The following is a 17,163-nucleotide window of genomic DNA, read 5'->3' on the forward strand; positions in this document are numbered from 1 at the left end:
TGCCGGAACCCGTGGTGCGCCCCAGAGTCGCCCCCGACAACAGCGCCCCTGCCGCCAACGGCAGCCAGGGGCTGGCCGAGCGCATCATGAATGCACTTAATAACACGCCGCTGATGGATGAGACGGCACCGCAGGCCCAAAACGAGTCTCAAGCCATGCCAATCAGCGCCCTGCCGCTGGAACTGAAGCAGCGGGTGCCGCCCCTGGCCTACGGCTCCCACGTCTTCTCCTCCAACCCGGCCAAGCGGGCCGTGATGCTGAACGGACGTGAGTTTCATGAGGGCAGCGAGGTTGCCCCGGGAGTGACCCTGATCGCCATCGCCCAGGATTACATCATCCTGCAGGTGGCGGGCCAGAACGTCAGCCTCAAGGCGCTGCAGGATTGGCGCGGATGAGTCCATCACGACCACCAAGCCAGCTCAGCCCCGCTGATCTGGCGTCCATTTCAAGAGGGAGCCTGAGAGCTCCCCTTTTTAATCAATAACATGAGAGCCATGTGAGCAATTCAGACAACACCACCTTCGCCACCAGGATCCTGGACTGGTACCAGATCCACGGCCGCAAGACCCTGCCCTGGCAACAGAACAAGACGCCCTATCGGGTCTGGGTCTCCGAGATCATGCTGCAGCAGACCCAGGTCGCCACCGTGATCCCGTATTATCAACGCTTCATGACTCGCTTCCCCGACGTGCAGGCCCTGGCCCATGCTCCCATCGATGAGGTGCTGCACCACTGGACCGGGCTCGGCTATTACGCCCGCGCCCGCAACCTGCACAAGGCGGCCCAGCAGATCTGCGAGCTGCACGGTGGCCTGTTCCCGGAGCGGCTGGAAGAGGTCATGGCCCTGCCCGGCATAGGCCGCTCCACCGCGGGCGCCGTGCTCTCCCTGTCGCTTGGCCAGCCCCACGCCATTCTGGACGGCAACGTGAAACGGGTACTCACCCGCTGGCTGGCACTGTCGGGCTGGCCCGGTCAGAAACAGGTGGAGAACGATCTGTGGGAGCTGGCCATCCGCCTCACGCCCAAGCTCGGTGTGGCCCACTACAACCAGGCCATGATGGACATGGGCGCCACCGTCTGCACCCGCAGCAAACCCGCCTGCGAGCGCTGTCCGGTGCAGGCCGATTGCCAGGGACTGTCGCAGGGCAAGCCCACCGCCTACCCCAACAGCAAGCCCAAGAAGAGCATTCCGGCCCGCACCGGCATCATGCTGCTCATTCGTCACGGCGATGAGCTGTTGCTGGAGAAGCGGCCACCACAGGGGATCTGGGGCGGGCTCTACTGCTTCCCGCAGGTGGAATCGCTGTCTGAGGTCAAGGGGCTGATGCAGCGGCTGGGGCTGAGTGGCCACGATTATCGGGAACTGAGCGGATTTCGGCATACATTCAGCCACTTCCACCTCGATATTCAGCCTTTCCTGATTGAAATCGATGCGCCACCGGCCCCCCAGCTCATGGAAGCGGATAACCGACTCTGGTATAACTTACGCCATCCTGCAGAGGTGGGTCTGGCGGCCGCCACGGCCCGCCTGCTCGCCTACCCGGACTTACAACCATAGAGGTCAACATGAGCCGTACTGTATTTTGCCAACGCCTGAAAAAAGAGGGCCCGGGCCTGGATTTCCAACTCTACCCCGGTGAACTCGGCAAGCGGATTTTTGACAACATCAGCAAGGAAGCCTGGACCGAATGGCAGAAAAAACAGGTGATGCTGATCAACGAAAAGAAGCTGAACATGATGAACCTCGAGCATCGTCAGCTGCTGGAAAAAGAGATGGTGAGCTACCTGTTTGAAGCGGGTGAAGTGGCCATAGACGGTTATACCCCTCCCAGCCAATAAGCTGATAAGTTGTACTTGCGAGCCAGTGACGGCTATACATTTCCCAGTTCACAGCCAATGACCGGCCTATGGACCAATGGGTTGTACTTGCGAGCCAGCGACGGCTGTACATCTTAAGGTTCACTGCCAATGAATGACGGGCGGCTCTGCCGCCCAGTTTGAGGATCCTATGGGCCGAATTTTTTGGCTGCTTTGCACCCTGCTGTTTCTCTCTGCCTGCTCATCCTCCCCCAAGCCCAACGGGAGTGAGGATGACGATCTCGTCAACGGCAAGGACATTCGCGGTTTCGAACACATGATCAGCGCGCTCTCCCATAACGTGAACGAGATATGGGGGCGTGAGGCGCTGTTCGCGGGCAAATTTGACTACGTCAAATACACGGATCAGTACAAGAGCCGGGCTCACATTAACTTCTCCAGCGGCCACATCATGGTGGAGACCGTCTCCGGGGTTGACCCTCGTGCCCACCTGCGCCGCGCCATCATAGAAACCCTGCTGACCCCGGATGATCCGGCTGAAGTGGATCTGTACTCCGACCGTGAAATTCTGCCCGGTGGCGAGCCCTTCCTCTATGGTCAGGTGCTGGACAACCAGGGCCAGCCGATCCGCTTCGACTGGCGTGCCGAGCGTTACGCCGATTACCTGCTCAGCACGGCGATGAAGAAGCGTACCCTGGGGATCCGCACCATTTTCTTCGTCGACATCCCCATGGTGGCCAACCACGAGGACAAACGGGGTTACAAGTATGCCGGCATCATACGGGAAGCCTCCCGTAAGTATGGGGTCGCCGAAAGCCTCATCTACGCGGTGATCAAGACAGAGAGCAGCTTCAACCCCTATGCGGTCAGCCATGCCAATGCTTATGGCCTGATGCAGGTGATCCCGGCTACCGCCGGGCGGGACGTCTACGTGCGGGTCAAGGGCAAAAACGGCCAGCCGACCCGGGAAGATCTGTTCAATCCGGCCTACAACATCGACGTGGGCACCGCCTACCTGCACCTGTTGCAGACCGTCTATCTGGTGAATATCCAGGATCCGCTCTCCCGCCGCTATGCCGTCATCTCGGCCTACAACGGTGGCGCCGGTGGGGTGCTGAACACCTTCTCCAGCGACCGCAAGGCGGCGCCCGGCATGATCAATCAGCTCTCCCCCGAGGCGGTGTACCAGATCCTGACCGAGCAGCATCCCAAGGCGGAAGCCAGACGCTATCTCTACAAGGTCAATCAGGCAGAGAAGGGGTTCAAGCGCACACTGCCCCGCACCGGCTAAGCAGACCAACAGCAAATGGGCGCCTCCATGGAGGCGCCCTTGTTGCATCTGGCGTACGGCTATCCGGCCTTACTTGACGACAAACCCGCCCTTGCTCTGCGGAGCGGCCCCGACCTTCTCCAGACTCTTCACCTCTACCTCTGTCTTGTTCCAGCTGTGGTCCACTTCACCACGGATGCGGATCAGATCGTCCGGGCCCACTTCGGTGCCACGCCACACATCCTGATCCACTTCGACTTCCACCTCGCCACTGGCGTCACGGAACACGTAGTTCTCGCCGCCCAGATGCTTGACCAGCTTGCCTTCCAGGGTGGCCCAGCTGTCATCGGCCAGATCCTTCAACTGAGCGACGGAAACCTTGTTCTGCTCCTGCGGACCTGTATAGGCCGCCATGGCGGAAGAAGAGATGGACATCAGGGTCAACAGACCGACTACGCTCGCCTTGTTCATTTCATGCTCCTGTTATTGGGTACAGGAGCAGTGTGCAAGTCGGGGCGTGAAATAAACGTGAAGGCTCCCCATTTGGGTGAAGGGGATGTGACCGTAATCGACTTAATCAGCCTCGCCTGCTGCGCAATTTAATTTGGCTGGATACCTTACAAAATGGCAAAACAGCTTCCCAGCTCGTTTGCCTATCGAGGAAAAGCCCGCAGGCACCACCTGCTTTCAAATCAATGAGAACAACAAAATGAAAAAATGGTTTGTGTGTTTATTGGGACTGGTCGCGCTGACAGTTCAGGCAGCCGACAGCCGTCCCGCCTTTTCCCGGATCGTGATGTTTGGCGACAGCCTCTCCGATACCGGCAAGATGTACCGCAAGATGCTCGGTTTCCTCCCTTCCAGCCCCCCCTACTATGAGGGTCGCTTCTCCAACGGGCCCCTCTGGCTGGAGCAGTTGACCACGCAGTTCCCGGGTCTGACCATAGCCAACGAAGCGGAAGGCGGTGCTACCGCCGTGGCTTACAACAAGATCTCCTGGAACCCCAAGTATCAGGTCATCAACAACCTGGACTACGAGGTCACCCAGTTCCTGGAAAAAGACCGCTTCAAGCCAGACGATCTGGTGATCCTCTGGTTCGGTGCCAACGACTATCTGGCCTATGGCTGGAATACGGAGCAAGATGCCAAGCGGGTACGCGATGCCATCAGCGACGCAGCCAACCGCATGGTGTTACACGGGGCCAAGCAGATATTGCTTTTCAACCTGCCGGATCTGGGTCAGACCCCGAATGCACGCAGCCAGAAGGTGGTCGACAAGGTCAGCCATATCTCCGCCTATCACAATCAGCTAATGTTGAACCTGACACGCCAGCTTGCCCCCGTCGGGCTGGTGAAGCTGTTCGAGATCGACAAGCAGTTCGCCGAAATGCTGAGTGACCCGCAAAACTTCGGCCTGAGCGATACAGAGAATGCCTGCTATGGCGGAGACTATTTGGGGAAACCCTTTTCTTTGCTCAGTGCCAGCACCGACAGTCGTCTCTCCGCCTTCAACCTGCAGGATCGCCTTGCCATCGCTGGCAACCCGCTGCTGGCACAGGCCGTAGCCAACCCTATGGCTCGCCGCAGCGCCAGCCCCCTCAACTGTGAGGGCAAGATGTTCTTTGATGATGTACACCCGACCAAGGTCGTACACGCCGCCCTGAGCGAACGTGCCGCCACCTTCATCGAGAGCCAGTACGAGTTCCTCGCCCACTGATGACAAGGGGTATCTGACGTTCAGCCGTCATTTCCAGGGTCTTGGCGCCGTGTCTGTGGTGTCTGGATAAAAAAACGGGAGGCCTCTGGCCTCCCGTTTTCATTCATGACCGCCTCAGGCGCCCTTGCGCACCTCTGCCGCAATCTGGTCGAGCAGCTGTTGCCAGCCCAGTCCCAGCTCGCTGACGAGGGAACCGTAGCCATCCTCTGGCAACACCCGCACCTGCTGGAAGGGGACGTCACGCAGGACGGTGCCCTCCTCCGTCAGCAGTCGCCAGCGGCCACTGAGCACGGCGCGCCCGTCATGGCGCCCCTGGAAGCGCTCGACCGAGATGGTCAACACTGGCCCCTTGCGGGCACCATCCTGACGCACCACCCAACCCGGCAGCCGGCTGGAGAGACCGTTCAGGGTCAGCTGATCGAGCTGGGCATCGAGGGAACCCGCCCAGCGATGGTACTCGGCGAAGTGTAACTCCTTGCCTTCCAGCTGATAGACCAGGCTCATCCTGTCCAGCTGGCCGGACAGAGAGACCGGCTTCAGCACCAGCTGGTGCAGCGGTTGCGCCGTCATTATGGTCGGCTGCTGCGCCTCGGCATCGAGGGAGTAGTAGTGCAGCGTCGTCGGCGCAGAGCTGCATCCCGCCAACAGGCCCAGCAAGGCCAGGGTCATCATCTGTTTTTTCATCATTGGCCTCGTTTGGGCTCAGGATCACGGGGACGGGCGCGATCGAAGATCAACGAACTCGGCTGCTCGTTGAGCGAATGCACCAGTGGCTGCAACTCACGCATCAGCTGATTGAGCGACTGTACCGACTGACGCAGATCCTGATTGGTCTGGGAGTTGGCATCGTACTCTTGCAGCGTGCTCTGCAACTGCTTCAGGCTGTCGTTCAGGGACGCCGGCAACTGCTGGGTCGCACTCTGGCCGGTAAACTTGTCCAGATTGGCGCTCACCGCGCTGACGCTCTTGAGGGTCTGCTCCAGGGTGGCCAGGGTATGGTTGACCTGGTTCAAGGTCTTGGCCGTGTCCATGTCGACGAACTTGTCGAGGATCTGGTTCACCTTGCGCTCAATCTGGTCCAGCCCGGCCTGCACGGTCGGGAACACCTGATAACCGGCCAGCTCGGTGGGCTTGAACTTGGGTGCATCCGGATAGAAGTTCAGATCCACCACCTTGCCCCCGGTCAGCAGACTGGAGGTCTTGAGCGTGGCCCGCAGTCCTTCCTTGAACTGCTTGCCGAACAAGGCACGCCACTGCTCCTTCTCCGCGTTGGCATAGCGGTGAGAGAGACGCTGCACCTCGATGCGCGCCAGTACCGGGATCTGCCGGTTCTGGAACATCTGTACCCCTTTCTCGTCAATGAGATAGGGGGCCGAGATGACGGTGCCGACCCGAATGCCGCGATACTCTACCGCCGCGCCAGGATGCAGGCCACCGACGCTGTCCTCGAACAGGAACACATAGTCGATGAACTGATCCAGACTACCGGCCAGCACGCTGGCCTGATCCTGGAACAGGGTAAACTCATCCATCGGCTTGACCGGCTCGCCAGGCGCCCAGCCGGGGGGCAGGCCCATGGTGATGCCACCGTCGAGCAGGCTCTCGAGCGAATCCATCTTCACCTTCATCCCCTCGCTGCTCATGGAGACCTCGAAGCCCGGGGTCATCCAGAAGCGGGAGTTGCCGCTCACCAGCACGTCATAGGGGGCGTTGATGAAGATCTGGTACTGCATTTCGCTCTTTTCAGGCAGGAATCTCGCCTCTTCCACCTGACCTATGGTGAAGCCCTGGTAGTTAATGGGCGAGCCCACCCCGAGTGCACGGGTATCCCGGCTACTCAAGGAGAGCCGCAGCCCCTTGGCGTCCTGAGATGCCAGCGGTGGCTTGTCCAGCATGGCGTACTCGTCCAGCGGCCTGCCCTTCTTGCCGGGGGCCAGCTCGATGTAGGCACCGGAGAGCAGGGTGCCAAGACCCGAGACCCCGTCACGGCCGACCCTGGGCTTAACCACCCAGAACTGGCTGTCTTTCTTGAGCATGCCGGCGGCGGCATTGGTCAGGCGAGCCTTCAGCACCGCATGGCTGTAATCCTCGCTGAGCTCCACCGCCTCAATGCGGCCCACTTCCACCTCGCGGGAACGGATCACCGTCTTGCCCGCCACTATGCCTTCGGCGGTGGCCACTGTCAGGGTGAAGCTGGGACCTTGCGAATACCAGTGCTGGAACAGCATCCAGATGCCGATGAACAGCGCCAGCAGCGGCACCATCCAGATTGCGGCCGCCGAGCTCAGAAAATCAGAGCCGGGTTTCCACCTTTTCTTACGCTCACTCACGTTCGCGCTCTCCTTGTTGTAAATCCCAGATCAGGCGGGAATCGAAACTCATGGCTGCCACCATAGTAATCAGCACCACACCCGCAAATGCGACGGCCGCAGGGCCCGGATATATGGTCATCAGGTTGTCGAGCCGGATCAGGCCCGCCAGAATGGCCACCACGAAGACGTCGATCATTGACCAGCGTCCCACGAATTCAGTCATGCGATAGAGCTTGAGCTTGCCAAGGGGCGAGGCACCGTGGCCGCGCTGTACCATATAGCAAAGCCACAACAGTGCCATGATTTTCACCAGCGGCACCACCACGCTAGCGATGAAGATCACCGCGGCGATGGGATAGGAGCCCAGGGCCCACAGCAAGACCACGCCGCCAAGGATGGTAGAGGGGCTGTCATCGCCGAGAAATACCGTATCCATAATGGGATAGAGGTTGGCGGGCACATAGAGGATCACCGAGGTCAAAAGCAGAGCCCAGGTCCGGCTCAAACCACCCGGCTTGCGGCTGTGCAGCTTGCCGCCGCAGCGCGGACAGCTGTGTTCGCCCACCTCGCTCAGGGCGCCGCAGATGTGACAACCCACCAGCCCGGACGCCATGGCAGTAGCATCGGCATCCAGCTCTCGGGCCCCGGTCGGGCCAAACAGCCGTTGCCACAGCCACATCCGGTCCAGTGACGAGATCGTCTTGATGAGCAACACCGTGTAGCCGACAAAGGCCCAGAACGACAGCCCCATCTTGATGTCTGCCATCCCCATCAGCTTGACCAGAGAGATGAGCACCCCGATCAGGAATACATCCACCATCAGCCAGGGCTTGATCCGGCACAGCAGGCGACCGAGGGATCGCAGGGCATTGCTGTGCAAGTCCTTGTCGACCCGCCACAGCACCAGCATGATAGAGCCAACGTAGACCAGTGGCAGACCAATCAGGGTCAGGCTCAGCACTGCGCCCAGAAACAGATAGCCCTGATCCACCAGGGTGGTGATGCACTGCAGAAACGTCATCTCCTGCCCTATCCCTTTGGCCGAGAACGACATAAAGGTGAAGGAGTTGGAGAGCACGAACATGATGATGGCCGCAAAGCCGTAAGCGATGGGCCTGCGCTCCTGGTCCGGTAAATGACGGCTCAGGGTATGGCCGCAACGCGGACAGCTGCTCGTCTCCCCGACGGCCAGCGCGGTGGCCGGCACCAGCAGGTCACACTCTTCGCACGCGGTCGCGTCATGGGTATAGGTGGATAGGTGTTGGTTTGAAACCGGATGCAAGATAAAACCCCAGCATGAGGCCCGCCACTGGGCCTGAGCTGCCAATTATTACCGCAGCAGCCCCCTGCCGACCAGCCCTGTCGTTGCCCCATCTGGGATGGGAGTGAGAATGACTTTGACAAGCCAGTGACCATTTAGCACAATCAAACGCCACTTTTTTTACGCGGGACAATAATTTATGACAACTGAATCCCCAAGCTACTCCACGATCGAGCAAGCCTTCTCCCTCGGGAACGGGCAAGATTCTGCCCTCAACTGGTTGCGCAAGAATCGCAGCCAGGTCGCCATCTTCCTGGTGAGCGGCATCAAGCTGGAGGGGACCATCAGCGGTTTCGACCAGTACAGCGTGCTGTTGACCGATGCCCATGGCAACCAGCAGCTGGTCTACAAGGCCAAGATCTCCACCATCGCCATGCACTCCGGCCGTCCCCAGGTCAGCATACAGCGCGCCCGCAAGCCGCGCGTCTCCATGGCGCCGCGTCCCCATGGCGCCCCCGGTCGTTACGATGACAATCAGGGCGGCAGTAGCAGCGAGCAGTAATATGCTTGCCGGAGTCACTCCCACGCCATTGCTGCGTCAAAGGGTGACCGAGTCCATTCTCATTTATCATGCCTGTCCCGTATGAGAATGGACTCCACTCTTGCTCTGAGTGGCGTCGCCTGTTTCACCTCCCCTCGCTTCAATACTGCAAGTCGACTGGTTTTCCATCCCTGACCATGCAGGTCTGCATGCCCGCAGCCTGACCGGCTTGTACGCCAATTCCCGTATCCTCGAACACCAGACTAGCTGCAGGTTCGATACCCAGCCGATGTGCAACCAGCAGAAACGTATCGGGATGGGGTTTGTGCAGCGCCACATCGTCAGCGGTCACCACCACGGGGAAGTAACGATCCAGCCCGGTATTGCGCAGCACGGCCTCAGCATTGATACGGGGCGAACCTGCGCCTATTCCCATGGGAAGCAGGCCGTGATAGCGCTGTACCAGTGCCAGCATGGCCGGAAAGACGGTGACCTTGTGCAAGTTGGCCACGTAGTGATCCGTCTTGCAACGGGTCACCACCAGCGGATCCAGGGTGATCTGCTGCTGCTCGGCGACCAGCAGGGCGATTTTGCGGCTCGGCATGCCACCTAGCTCATAGAACCAGTCGGCATCGAAGTGAAAGCCAAACTCCCGGGCAGTGTGTGCCCAGGCGGCAAGGTGCAGTGGCATGGAGTCCACCAGGGTGCCATCGAGGTCAAATACCAGGCCTTGAAATCCGGAGAGGGTCATGGTGCGGGATCTGTGTCTGAACATGGGCCCCCATTCTAGCCAGAGCAGCGCCCCGTCGCCATGACCTGGGTGGCGAGAAACGCTTGCCCCCACATTTTTGCCTGAAAAGAGATGGGGTCAGCTTGGCGGGAGCCAGCGGGTAGCTGGGCTCGCAGCGGCCAGTCTCCCGGTTTATCGGTTTTCCCCTGCGCAAACAGATAAAAGAGCGGCCCCTCACAGGGCTCAAACACCCGCTTCACATCCTTGGGCTGATGGGCTTTGAGCTGCTCGGAGAGTAACCACCCATCCAATACCAAGCTCACCAAACAACGCCCAGCTGGCGGCGGCCTTGCCGAGCGCAGTTGCGGCGATCAGCTCGCAGCATTGCATCGTGAGAAGAGTCCATTCGGCGGGATCGGCAAGCGGAGAGTCCATGCCATAGGTAACGAGGGCAAGACGACAATGGAAGAGGGGATAGCAACGTCACACCATGGGCTCACCGATAGGCTAGCGTACACGCCCTCCCCTGGGATTTGGCATGATAGAGCGCCTGATCGGCCTGTTCGGTCAAGCTCTGCCATGTACAATCCAGCGAGGGAACCAGATAGCTAAAACCTATGCTAACCGTAATGAAATCAGTAACTCGGGAAGCAGGATGAGGGATCATTAATTCACTGAGCCCCTCGTGAATCCGCTCCGCCAACCGCTCGGCCTCTCCGGGTTGTGGGCCGCACAGCAGGATGACGAACTCCTCCCCCCCATAGCGGGCCACCAGGTTGGTGCGCCGCCGCTCCGCCTCCTGCAGCAAACTGGCCACCTGTTGCAAACATTGATCCCCTTTGGCATGGCCGAAGTGATCGTTGTAGGACTTGAAGTCGTCCACGTCGATCATCAACACCGCCAGCAGGCCTTGGTGACGACGGGCCCACTCCCACTCCCGCTGCATGGTGAGATCCCAGTGACGACGATTGGCTATGCCGGTCAGGGGATCCTCCAGCGACAGCAGCGACAGTCGCTTGTTGGCCTCCTCCAGCGCCCGGTTGGTCTCCGCCAATTGCATGGTGCGCTCGCTGACCCTCAGCTCCAGCTCCCGATTGAAGCGCTCCAGTGCGGCCTGGGTGCGCTGGCGGATCAACAACTGGGAGAGCATGGCCGCATACTGCTTGAAGATCTCGCTCTGGTACGCCTTGAGCGGCCGCCGCCACAACAGGTTGTCGGCTGCGATCCAGCCGATGGGAGTGGCACCGTCCCACAGCGAAACCATGGCATTCCAGCCACGCCCCACCTCCTGCTTCTCGTAGTAGAGCGGCGCATCTTCCAGCACCAGCACATAGTCCTTGCGGCGCAGAGCCTCCTGCACCGCGGGATGCTCAGGAATGGCGCTGATGAAGTGGCGCTCGTCAATGAGTTCACCCGCTTCGTTGGTGCCCCAGGTGCCGTGCATGGTCTTGAACTCGGCGTCGACCAGGAAGATGGCGATGCGGTCGAACTGCAGATCCTGACGGGCCAGCGCCACCGCATCGTGCAGCAGTTGATGCTCGCTGTCGCAACGGGAAAGTTTGACCCCCACCTGATGCAACGCCTGCAACATGCTGAGGAAAGAGTCTTGCAGCGCCTGGCTGCGGATGAGATCGGCCTGGGTGTGCCTGCGTTGATCCCGCTCCTGATCGATCTGGTTGGCGAGCAACCGGCTCTCCAGCTCGGCGGCCAGGTAGTGCATCAGCAGTTGGATGCTCTGCTGCTGGCGTCGGGAGAGGCGATCTAGACGACGGCGGGTCTCCAGATAGACCACCGCCTTCAACCCCTTCTGGCGTTTGAGCGGGAAGCAGGCACGCAGGCGCGGAATTTCGGGTTCGACCGTCTCCCAGACATCGGTCGTCGGGGCTATCTGCTCCACCACCAGCTGGCCCTTGTCGAAGGCCTGTTCGATGAAAATGACGGGGAGTTTGAGGGAGGCAGCAATGTCTGCATTCAGGCAGACCAGCCCCTGATCGAGCTGAAAACTGTAAAGTTGGGACTCGGGAGCCCGCAACCAAAGGTAAATTTGTTCGGCTTCTGTCTTTTCCCTGACCGTTGCCAGCGTCACTTCACAGAGGTGTTCAAAACTGGTGAAGTGCTCTGGATCCCATTCCTGCATACCTGCCATCCTTGGTTGTATCCAAGCGAGTATATCGGCAAACTTTGCCATTAATTGACCAGGCAGTCAAAAGCGCGATCCAGAGCCCAATTTTTATAACAGATTCAATGCCTGCATCGCACTGCGGATGCGTTCGCGGGTCGCCTCGGACAGCGGCATCACCGGCAGGCGGCACTCCTCACTGCAGAAACCGAGCAGGGAAACCGCATATTTGGCACCGGCCGGGCTCGGCTCGGCAAACATCGCCTGATGGAGCGGTATGAGCTGGTCTTGCAGTTCACGCGCGGCTTGCCACTTGCCCGCCAGCGTCAGGTTCTGCACCTCGGCCACCAGCTTGGGAGCCACGTTGGCAGTTACCGAGATACAACCCTGGCCACCACCTATGTTGTAGGCCACGGCGGTGGCATCTTCACCGGAGAGCCAGGCAAACGGCGTTTTGATCAGCTGGCGCTCGGTCCAGGGGCGGGCGAGGTCGCCGGTGGCATCCTTCACGCCGGCGATACGCGGCAGTTCGGCCAAGCGGGCCAGGGTAGCCGGTTGCACATCAACGATGGCACGCGGCGGAATGTTGTAAACGATGATGGGCTTGGTCGTCGCGTCGTGCACCGCCTTGAAGTGGTGATAGAGCCCCTCCTGATTGGGGCGGTTGTAGTAACCGGCCACATGCAGGGTTGCATCGGCCCCCGCCTGCTCGGCGTGGCGGGTGTACTCAATGGCTTCGACCGGGTTGTTGGAACCGGCGCCGGCAATCACCGGGATGCGCCCTGCCACCTGCTTGACCACCAGCTCGACCACCCGGCAGTGCTCGTCATGAGTCAGGGTCGGACTCTCGCCCGTGGTGCCCACAGGTACAATGCCGTGGGTACCCTGCTCGATGTGCCACTCTACCAGACGCAGCAGCGCCTCTTCATCCAGCTTGCCCTGTCGAAACGGGGTGATCAACGCAACGATTGAACCTTGAAACATGGGCTTTCCTTCTCCTAAATAACGCGTATATGGCAATAAAAAACCCCGGTACGATGCGCGCAACCGGGGTTTTAAGTTTCTCAGCGATGAGAGGTTACGCGCGAACGTCGGCAGGCCCAAATGTCAGGCTTTTTTTGTGCTTTCGTTTCAACCCGTTGAACCGCATTTCATCATCTCTGGTCAAAAAATGGTGTCTGGGCATATTTCGGGAACACGGCATAAATGTCAAGGCGAAAGGGGCTATGTATAATGGCCGCCCAAAATTGAGCGGAGAGACCCGATGAGCAGCCCTATCAGTGCCGTCAGCCAGATGCTGGAACGAAACCAAGCCCTCTTTGTCGGCAAGCGGCTACTTGTCTGTGGCGCGCTGGAGGATGACTATCCGCGCCAGCTGGCCGCTCTGGCCCAGACCCTGACCGTCTTTACCACCGATTACTGCTACTACCGCAGCCAGCAGGCGGCCCTGGGCGAAGAGATCCTTTTCGACCACCAGCTCGGTGGTGCCCCCCGCTTCGACGCCCTGCTGCTGCTGATGCCAAAGGCCAAAGCCGAGGCGCAATATCTGCTGGCCATGATGGCTCCCCTGCTGGAAGCCGGCGCCGACCTGTTCCTGGCTGGTGAAAACCGCGGTGGCATCAATGGCGCCGACAAGCTGCTGGCCCCCTATGGCGAGAAGCCGATCAAGCGTGATTCGGCGCGCCGCTGCTCCCTCTATCACGGCGAGCTCTGCAAGCCAGTCGCCCCGTTCGAACTGGAGAGCTGGTTTGGCCTCTACCAGTGCAAGGCGGGGGACACCGAACTGACCGTGCTGGCGCTGCCCGGGGTATTCAGCGCCGCCGAGCTGGATCTCGGCACCCAGATGCTGCTGGCGGCGGTGCCAGCGATGCAGGGCGAACTGCTCGATTTCGGCTGTGGCGCAGGGGTGATTGGTTCAGTGCTGGCCAAGCGCAATCCTGACCTCAAGGTCAACATGGTGGATATCAGCGCGCTGGCGCTCGAATCGAGCCGCCGCACCCTGGCGATCAATGGTCTGCAGGGCAAGGTGTATCCCTCTGATGTCTATTCGGATGTCTCCACCCCTTTCCAGCACATCGTCTCCAATCCACCATTCCATGCGGGTCTCAAGACCTTCTATGCCGCGACCGAAACCTTCCTCGCCAGGGCACCGGAGTTTTTGCTGCCAAATGGCTCGCTGACCATTGTTGCCAACGCCTTCTTGCGCTACCAGCCTATACTGGAAACACATTTCAAACGGGTGGACGTGAGCAGCAGTGATGCCAAATTCAAGGTCTATCTGAGCAAAGTGTAAATAAGTCTAAGCAGCACAATCAAACCGCTAGAGAGCGCCATCCGGTATCTGATAAGGTACGAATAGCACGATAAAAAACACCCCTTTAGGGGTGTTTTTTATACCTAGCATTGAAAACCTTTTCATCTTGTTCATTCAGGGAGAGAAATACGATGGCAGGCATCTTGACCATGATCCTGGCTGGTGGCGAAGGTACTCGCCTGCAGCCTCTGACCACGACCCGCAGCAAGCCTTCCGTCCCCTTCGGTGGCAGCTACAGGCTGATCGACTTTGTCCTCAATAACTTCGTCAACGCAGACTTTCTGCGCATCTACGTGCTGACCCAATTCAAATCCCAGTCCCTCTATCTGCACATGAAGAAGGGCTGGAATATCGTCGGGATCACCGACCGCTTCATCGACCCCATCCCGGCCCAGATGCGGATGGGCAAACGCTGGTATGACGGCACCGCCGACGCCATCTACCAGAACCTCGGCTTTATCGAGCGGGCCGAACCGGATCACGTCTGCATCTTTGGCTCCGACCACATCTACAAAATGGATGTGAGCCAGATGGTCGCCTTCCACAAGCAGAAGAGTGCCGCCATGACGGTCGCCGCCCTGCGCATGCCCATCGAAGAGGCGAGCGCATTCGGGGTGATCGAGGTGGATACCGAAGGGAAGATGATCGGCTTTCAGGAAAAACCCAAGCATCCCAAACACATCCCCGGCGATCCGACCCAGGCGCTGGTCTCCATGGGCAACTACATCTTCGAGACCGATGCCCTCTGCCGCGAGCTGAAGCGGGATGCTGCCGAGGAGAACTCCAGCCACGACTTTGGCAAGGATGTGATCCCGAGCCTCTACCCCCGCGCTCCCGTCTATGTCTATGACTACAGCACCAACGTCATCCCGGGCGAAAGACCGAGCGTCTACTGGCGGGATGTGGGCACCCTTGACTCCTACTGGCAAGCGCACATGGATTTGGTGGCCGACAACCCTCCCTTCTCCCTCTATAACCGCAAGTGGCCGCTGCACACCCACTATCCGGCACTGCCGCCTGCCACCTTCATCGACAGCGACGAGTGCAAAGTGAAGATCGCCAACTCCCTCATCTCCGCCGGTTGCTTCATTCAGGGCAGCCAGATCCAGCGTTCCATCCTCGGTTTCCGTTGCAATATCGGCGCGTGCAGCCATGTCAGTGAGTCCGTGCTGCTGGGGGATGTGAAGATTGGTGAAGGCTGCTCCATCCGGCGCGCGATCATAGATAAAAATGTTGAAATTGCGCCCGGCACCGTTATCGGTGAAAATCTGGACCACGATCGAGAGCGATTTACCGTATCCGAAGGCGGTATCGTGGTGGTACCTAAGGGAGCAAGAGTTGGCTATTAACCCACTGAAAATCCTGTTTGTTGCCTCGGAAGTTGAGGGGCTGGCCAAGACCGGAGGTCTGGCAGACGTCGCCAGAGCCCTGCCGATGTACCTGGCCCAGAAGGGACATGATGTCAGGATCATGCTGCCCTTCTACAAGACGATAAAGCGACGGGATGAGGCCAGACTGGTCGCTTCACACTGGTTGCCAACCCATCCAGGGCTGCCGGACATCGGTTATCGCATCTACCAGATGGCGCTGGATAGCGTCTGCGTCTACCTGCTCGACTGCCCGCAATACTTCGATCGTCCCCAGCTCTACGCCGAGAACAATCAGGCCTATCCGGATAATGGCGAACGTTTTGCCTTCTTCTCGGCCGCAGCCCTCCATGCCTGCGAGCAGCTCGGCTTTGCCCCGGATATCGCCCACTGCAACGACTGGCATACCGGCCTGCTGCCGCTGCTGCTGAAAACCCGCCATGCCCACAACCCCTTCTTCCAGCAGACCCGCAGTGTGATCAGCATTCACAACGCGGCGTTTCAGGGGGTGTTCGGCCGCGAGCAGTTCTGGGCCATGCCCGAGATCGCGGATTACGAACACCGCCTCAACTATGACTACGGCCACGTCAACCTGCTCAAATGCGGGGTGCTCTACGCCGACAAAATCAATGCGGTCAGCCCCAACTATGCCCAGGAGCTGCTGACTCACCTTGGCGCCCACGGCATGGCGCATATCTTCCAGCAGCGGGCCGCCGATCTCTGCGGCATCCTAAACGGTTGCGACTACAAGGACTGGGATCCGGAGTTCGACGAGTTCCTGCCTGCGACCTACAGCATCGACAACATGGCAGGCAAGCAGATCTGCAAAGAGCACCTGCAAGAGGAAGCCGGGCTTGCCGTTGCGGATCTGCCCATCTACGGCATGGTTTGTCGCCTGACCGAGCAGAAGGGCGTCCCCCTGCTGCTCCCTGCACTGGAGAAATTCCTCCACCATCAGGTGCAAGTGGTGATCGTCGGCTCTGGCGATCCTGCGCTCGCCACACAACTGCAAACCATGGCCCAGCAGTATCCGGGCAAACTCGCCTTCATCAACACCTATGACGATCGTCTGGCCCATCTGGTCGAAGCCGGTGCCGACTTCTTCCTGATGCCCTCGCTGTTCGAGCCTTGCGGCCTCAACCAGATGTACAGCCTCGCCTATGGCACCCTGCCACTGGTGCGTGCAGTGGGAGGTCTGAAAGATACCGTGGTGGATTGGGATGCCGATCCCGAGCATGCCACCGGCTTCTGCTTCAACGATCCGACTGCCTCCATCCTGCTCGATACGATGCGCCGCAGTCTGCTCTACTTCCTGCAGGACAAAGAGCGCTTGGCCAAGGTGCAGCACAACGCCATGAGCACCCGCTTCAACTGGCCTGATTCGGTCACCCAGTACGAGCTGATGTATCAGAGTGCATTGGGCCGTTACTGAGCCGTAAACGTCGGCTAATTGCTGAAGTTTTGTACCCTTGGTTTCACCTTGGACGTCAACAGCGAAAAAAGTCCCCTTTGGCTGTTGACGCTCCCCCAAAACTCTATAGAATCCCCCTCCGCAGTGATGCGAAGGTGGCGGAATTGGTAGACGCGCTAGCTTCAGGTGTTAGTGTCCCACGGATGTGAGGGTTCGAGTCCCTCTCTTCGCACCAATACTGCCATGCTGATTCAGCAGCATGTAAATCCAACTAGAAAACCAGAATGTGCGAAGGTGGCGGAA

Annotated in this window: 17 protein-coding genes and 1 tRNA gene; 10 read left to right on the forward strand and 8 right to left on the reverse strand. The window is 59.4% G+C overall.

What is annotated here, in order from left to right:
* The 4 genes from gspB to mltC form a co-directional block, all read left to right on the forward strand.
* The coding region (gene gspB, locus BN1129_RS07360; protein ID WP_042035583.1) for a type II secretion system assembly factor GspB at positions 1-395 on the forward strand (395 nt) is incomplete at its 5' end.
* Positions 396-496: 101 nt separating this feature from the next.
* Positions 497-1,558 carry an A/G-specific adenine glycosylase gene (gene mutY, locus BN1129_RS07365; RefSeq protein WP_042035585.1) on the forward strand — a complete coding sequence of 354 codons (1,062 nt, stop codon included), beginning with the start codon at positions 497-499 and terminating at the stop codon, positions 1,556-1,558.
* An 8-nt stretch (positions 1,559-1,566) separates the two neighbouring features.
* Positions 1,567-1,839 carry an oxidative damage protection protein gene (locus BN1129_RS07370; RefSeq protein WP_005313967.1) on the forward strand — a complete coding sequence of 91 codons (273 nt, stop codon included), beginning with the start codon at positions 1,567-1,569 and terminating at the stop codon, positions 1,837-1,839.
* A 169-nt stretch (positions 1,840-2,008) separates the two neighbouring features.
* Positions 2,009-3,109: a membrane-bound lytic murein transglycosylase MltC gene (mltC, locus tag BN1129_RS07375; protein ID WP_042035601.1), complete on the forward strand. Its 1,101-nt coding sequence runs from the start codon at positions 2,009-2,011 to the stop codon at positions 3,107-3,109.
* A gap of 69 nt (positions 3,110-3,178) precedes the next feature.
* On the opposite strand, the gene BN1129_RS07380 is transcribed toward mltC, so the two are convergent.
* Positions 3,179-3,559: a YgiW/YdeI family stress tolerance OB fold protein gene (locus tag BN1129_RS07380; protein WP_042035587.1), complete on the reverse strand. Its 381-nt coding sequence runs from the start codon at positions 3,557-3,559 to the stop codon at positions 3,179-3,181.
* A gap of 238 nt (positions 3,560-3,797) precedes the next feature.
* Here BN1129_RS07380 and BN1129_RS07385 point away from each other — a divergent pair, with 238 nt between their 5' ends.
* Positions 3,798-4,805 (forward strand): SGNH/GDSL hydrolase family protein, encoded by a 1,008-nt coding sequence (locus BN1129_RS07385; protein ID WP_042035588.1) that lies wholly within the window; start codon positions 3,798-3,800, stop codon positions 4,803-4,805.
* Between the two features lie 114 nt (positions 4,806-4,919).
* Here BN1129_RS07385 and BN1129_RS07390 read toward each other — a convergent pair whose 3' ends face one another.
* Genes BN1129_RS07390 through BN1129_RS07400 form a run of 3 tightly spaced genes read right to left on the reverse strand, consistent with a single transcriptional unit; the run spans position 4,920 to position 8,399 of the window.
* Positions 4,920-5,489 carry a PqiC family protein gene (locus BN1129_RS07390; RefSeq protein WP_042035589.1) on the reverse strand — a complete coding sequence of 190 codons (570 nt, stop codon included), beginning with the start codon at positions 5,487-5,489 and terminating at the stop codon, positions 4,920-4,922.
* Positions 5,489-7,135 (reverse strand): intermembrane transport protein PqiB, encoded by a 1,647-nt coding sequence (pqiB, locus tag BN1129_RS07395; protein ID WP_042035590.1) that lies wholly within the window; start codon positions 7,133-7,135, stop codon positions 5,489-5,491. Before pqiB ends, BN1129_RS07390 begins: the two co-directional genes overlap by 1 nt.
* On the reverse strand, positions 7,128-8,399 hold the full coding sequence (locus tag BN1129_RS07400; protein ID WP_042035591.1) for a paraquat-inducible protein A: 1,272 nt from the start codon (positions 8,397-8,399) through the stop codon (positions 7,128-7,130). The genes pqiB and BN1129_RS07400 overlap by 8 nt, the downstream gene beginning before the upstream one ends.
* 178 nt (positions 8,400-8,577) lie before the next feature.
* Between BN1129_RS07400 and hfq the strand changes: the two genes are divergently transcribed.
* A complete protein-coding gene (gene hfq, locus BN1129_RS07405; RefSeq protein WP_042035593.1) occupies positions 8,578-8,940 on the forward strand; it encodes an RNA chaperone Hfq in 363 nt (120 codons plus the stop codon).
* Positions 8,941-9,079: 139 nt separating this feature from the next.
* Here hfq and BN1129_RS07410 read toward each other — a convergent pair whose 3' ends face one another.
* The 4 genes from BN1129_RS07410 to dapA all read right to left on the reverse strand — a co-directional run bounded on the left by BN1129_RS07410 (position 9,080) and on the right by dapA (position 12,752).
* Positions 9,080-9,670 carry an HAD family hydrolase gene (locus BN1129_RS07410; RefSeq protein ID WP_042035594.1) on the reverse strand — a complete coding sequence of 197 codons (591 nt, stop codon included), beginning with the start codon at positions 9,668-9,670 and terminating at the stop codon, positions 9,080-9,082.
* A 35-nt stretch (positions 9,671-9,705) separates the two neighbouring features.
* Positions 9,706-9,972 carry a hypothetical protein gene (locus BN1129_RS23765; protein WP_167335267.1) on the reverse strand — a complete coding sequence of 89 codons (267 nt, stop codon included), beginning with the start codon at positions 9,970-9,972 and terminating at the stop codon, positions 9,706-9,708.
* Positions 9,973-10,145: 173 nt separating this feature from the next.
* Complete coding sequence (locus BN1129_RS07420) at positions 10,146-11,786, reverse strand: GGDEF domain-containing protein (RefSeq protein WP_042035595.1); 1,641 nt, start codon at positions 11,784-11,786, stop codon at positions 10,146-10,148.
* Positions 11,787-11,879: 93 nt separating this feature from the next.
* Complete coding sequence (gene dapA / locus BN1129_RS07425; protein ID WP_042035597.1) at positions 11,880-12,752, reverse strand: 4-hydroxy-tetrahydrodipicolinate synthase; 873 nt, start codon at positions 12,750-12,752, stop codon at positions 11,880-11,882.
* A gap of 280 nt (positions 12,753-13,032) precedes the next feature.
* Between dapA and rsmC the strand changes: the two genes are divergently transcribed.
* The 4 genes from rsmC (at position 13,033) to BN1129_RS07445 (ending at position 17,095) form a co-directional block, all read left to right on the forward strand.
* Positions 13,033-14,061 carry a 16S rRNA (guanine(1207)-N(2))-methyltransferase RsmC gene (rsmC, locus tag BN1129_RS07430; protein ID WP_042035598.1) on the forward strand — a complete coding sequence of 343 codons (1,029 nt, stop codon included), beginning with the start codon at positions 13,033-13,035 and terminating at the stop codon, positions 14,059-14,061.
* 152 nt (positions 14,062-14,213) lie between these two features.
* A complete protein-coding gene (gene glgC / locus BN1129_RS07435) occupies positions 14,214-15,431 on the forward strand; it encodes a glucose-1-phosphate adenylyltransferase (protein WP_042035599.1) in 1,218 nt (405 codons plus the stop codon).
* Positions 15,421-16,881, forward strand: a complete 1,461-nt coding sequence (gene glgA / locus BN1129_RS07440) for a glycogen synthase GlgA (RefSeq protein WP_042035600.1) — start codon at positions 15,421-15,423, stop codon at positions 16,879-16,881. The genes glgC and glgA overlap by 11 nt, the downstream gene beginning before the upstream one ends.
* Before the next feature lie 128 nt (positions 16,882-17,009).
* A tRNA-Leu gene (locus BN1129_RS07445) sits at positions 17,010-17,095 on the forward strand.
* The last annotated feature ends 68 nt before the right edge of the window (positions 17,096-17,163 follow it).

This window comes from Aeromonas popoffii (assembly GCF_000820025.1).
Taxonomy (GTDB): Bacteria; Pseudomonadota; Gammaproteobacteria; order Enterobacterales; family Aeromonadaceae; genus Aeromonas; species Aeromonas popoffii.